Annotated in this window: 2 protein-coding genes; both read right to left on the bottom strand. The window is 73.3% G+C overall.

Annotated elements, in window-relative coordinates; all coding sequences use genetic code 11:
• On the bottom strand, positions 1-837 hold an 837-nt coding region (locus AC2VNT_RS11310), incomplete at its 3' end, for an acyl-CoA dehydrogenase family protein (RefSeq protein ID WP_486946942.1).
• Positions 834-1,660, bottom strand: an 827-nt coding sequence (locus tag AC2VNT_RS11315; RefSeq protein WP_486946943.1) for an AMP-binding protein, incomplete at its 5' end; no start/stop codon positions are given. The genes AC2VNT_RS11315 and AC2VNT_RS11310, both read right to left, overlap by 4 nt.

The following is a 1,660-nucleotide window of genomic DNA, read 5'->3' on the forward strand; positions in this document are numbered from 1 at the left end:
GGCGATCCGCAGCCGCAGTGCCTGGTGCTCGAAGAGCGTGGCGCCGAACTGGCGACGGCTGACCATCCGGGCGTGGGTGATGCCCAGCACGTACCGGCAGGAGGAGGCGACCTGCCCGGCGATCGACATCCGCTCGTGGGCCAGCCCCCAGGAGATCGCCGCCAGGCCGGTGCCGGGCCGCGCGATCAGCGCCTCGGCGGGCACCCAGGTGTCGATGTGCACCGCGGCGGTGTCCAGCGGCCCGGCACCGACCTTGCGGTACGGCGGCTGCACCTCGACCTGTGACGTCGGCACCAAGAGCAGCATGACGTTGCCGTGCCGACTGTTCTCGTCGTGGTCGACGCCGCGCGCCACCACGACGATGTGGTCGGCGATCGGGGAGAGCGAGACGAACTTCTTCGTGCCGCGCACCGCGAAACCGTCACGCTCGGAACGGGCTTCGGTGCCGACGATCTGGAGATCCGAACCGCCGGATTCCTCCGAGGCGCCGATGCACAGCACCGCGTCGCCGCGAATCGCCTGCGCGCAGACGGTTTTCAGGTGGTCGGAGCGGGAGAACCGGCGCAGGATCGCGATCGCCGAGTCATGCAGGCTGACCCCGACGCCGATGCCCGCCGAACCCAGCCGGCCCAGCGCGAACGCCAGCTCGACCAGCTTGGCCACGTCCGGGTTGGGGCTGCCGGCCGGCCCCCATTTCTGCGCGAAAACCCCGGTGCGGCCCAGGTGTTCGATCAGCTTTCGTGGAAACCGTTGGTCGGCCTCGGCTTCCGTGACCCAGTCGGCGACCTGCCGGTCGAAGGCGTCGTCGAGCAGCGCCCGGTACCCGTCCACACTCATCGGCGTGCCGCCTCCAGGTCCTGTTTGACCGCCAGTCGTCGCAGCTTCCCCGACGAGGTGCGCGGTAGCGAACCCGGGGCCACCAGCAGCACGTCGGCGGGGACGATCCCGCACTCGGCGGCCACCCGGGCCAGCACGTCGCCGCGGGCTCCCGCCTGGTCCGGGCCGCGGAACTCGGCGGTGATCACCAGGCCGGGCCGCGCCGAATCGGCGCCGGCGCCGACGGCCACCACCGCGCCGTCGCGTACCCCGCGCACCTGCGCGGCGACCCGCTCGACCTCGGTGGGGAACACGTTGCGGCCGGCCACCGAGATGACCTCCTTGGCCCGGCCGCAGACCACCAGCCCGCCGTCGGTGAGATAACCCAGGTCGCCGGTGGGGAACCAGTCGTCCGGCGCCAGCGGCGGGTCGTCGAGGTAGCCCGACATCAGCGACGCGCCGCGGATCTCGATGGCGCCGACGCCGCGGCCGGTCGCCCCGGCGGCGTCGACGACCCGCAGCTCGACACCGGGGATCGGCTCGCCCAGGATGGCGCGCCGCCGGCCCTCGGTCTCGTGGTAGCGCAGACCGGTGTCCGGTCGCGGCATGGTCACCGCGCAGGTGGCCTCGGCCAGTCCGTAGGACGGGCAGGCCGCGCCGGGGCGCAGACCGGTCCGGGCCAGCTCGGCGGCGAACCGGTCCAGGGCCGCGCAGTCGACCGGCTCCCCGCCGTTGATGGCCACCCGCACCCGGGACAGGTCCACCTCGGGGGCTCGCCGGGCGTACCTGCCGATCACGCTGTAGGCGAAGTTCGGTGCCGCGGTCAGGGTGGCTCGGCTCTCGT

This window comes from Mycobacterium sp. TH-M15 (genome assembly GCF_057473705.1).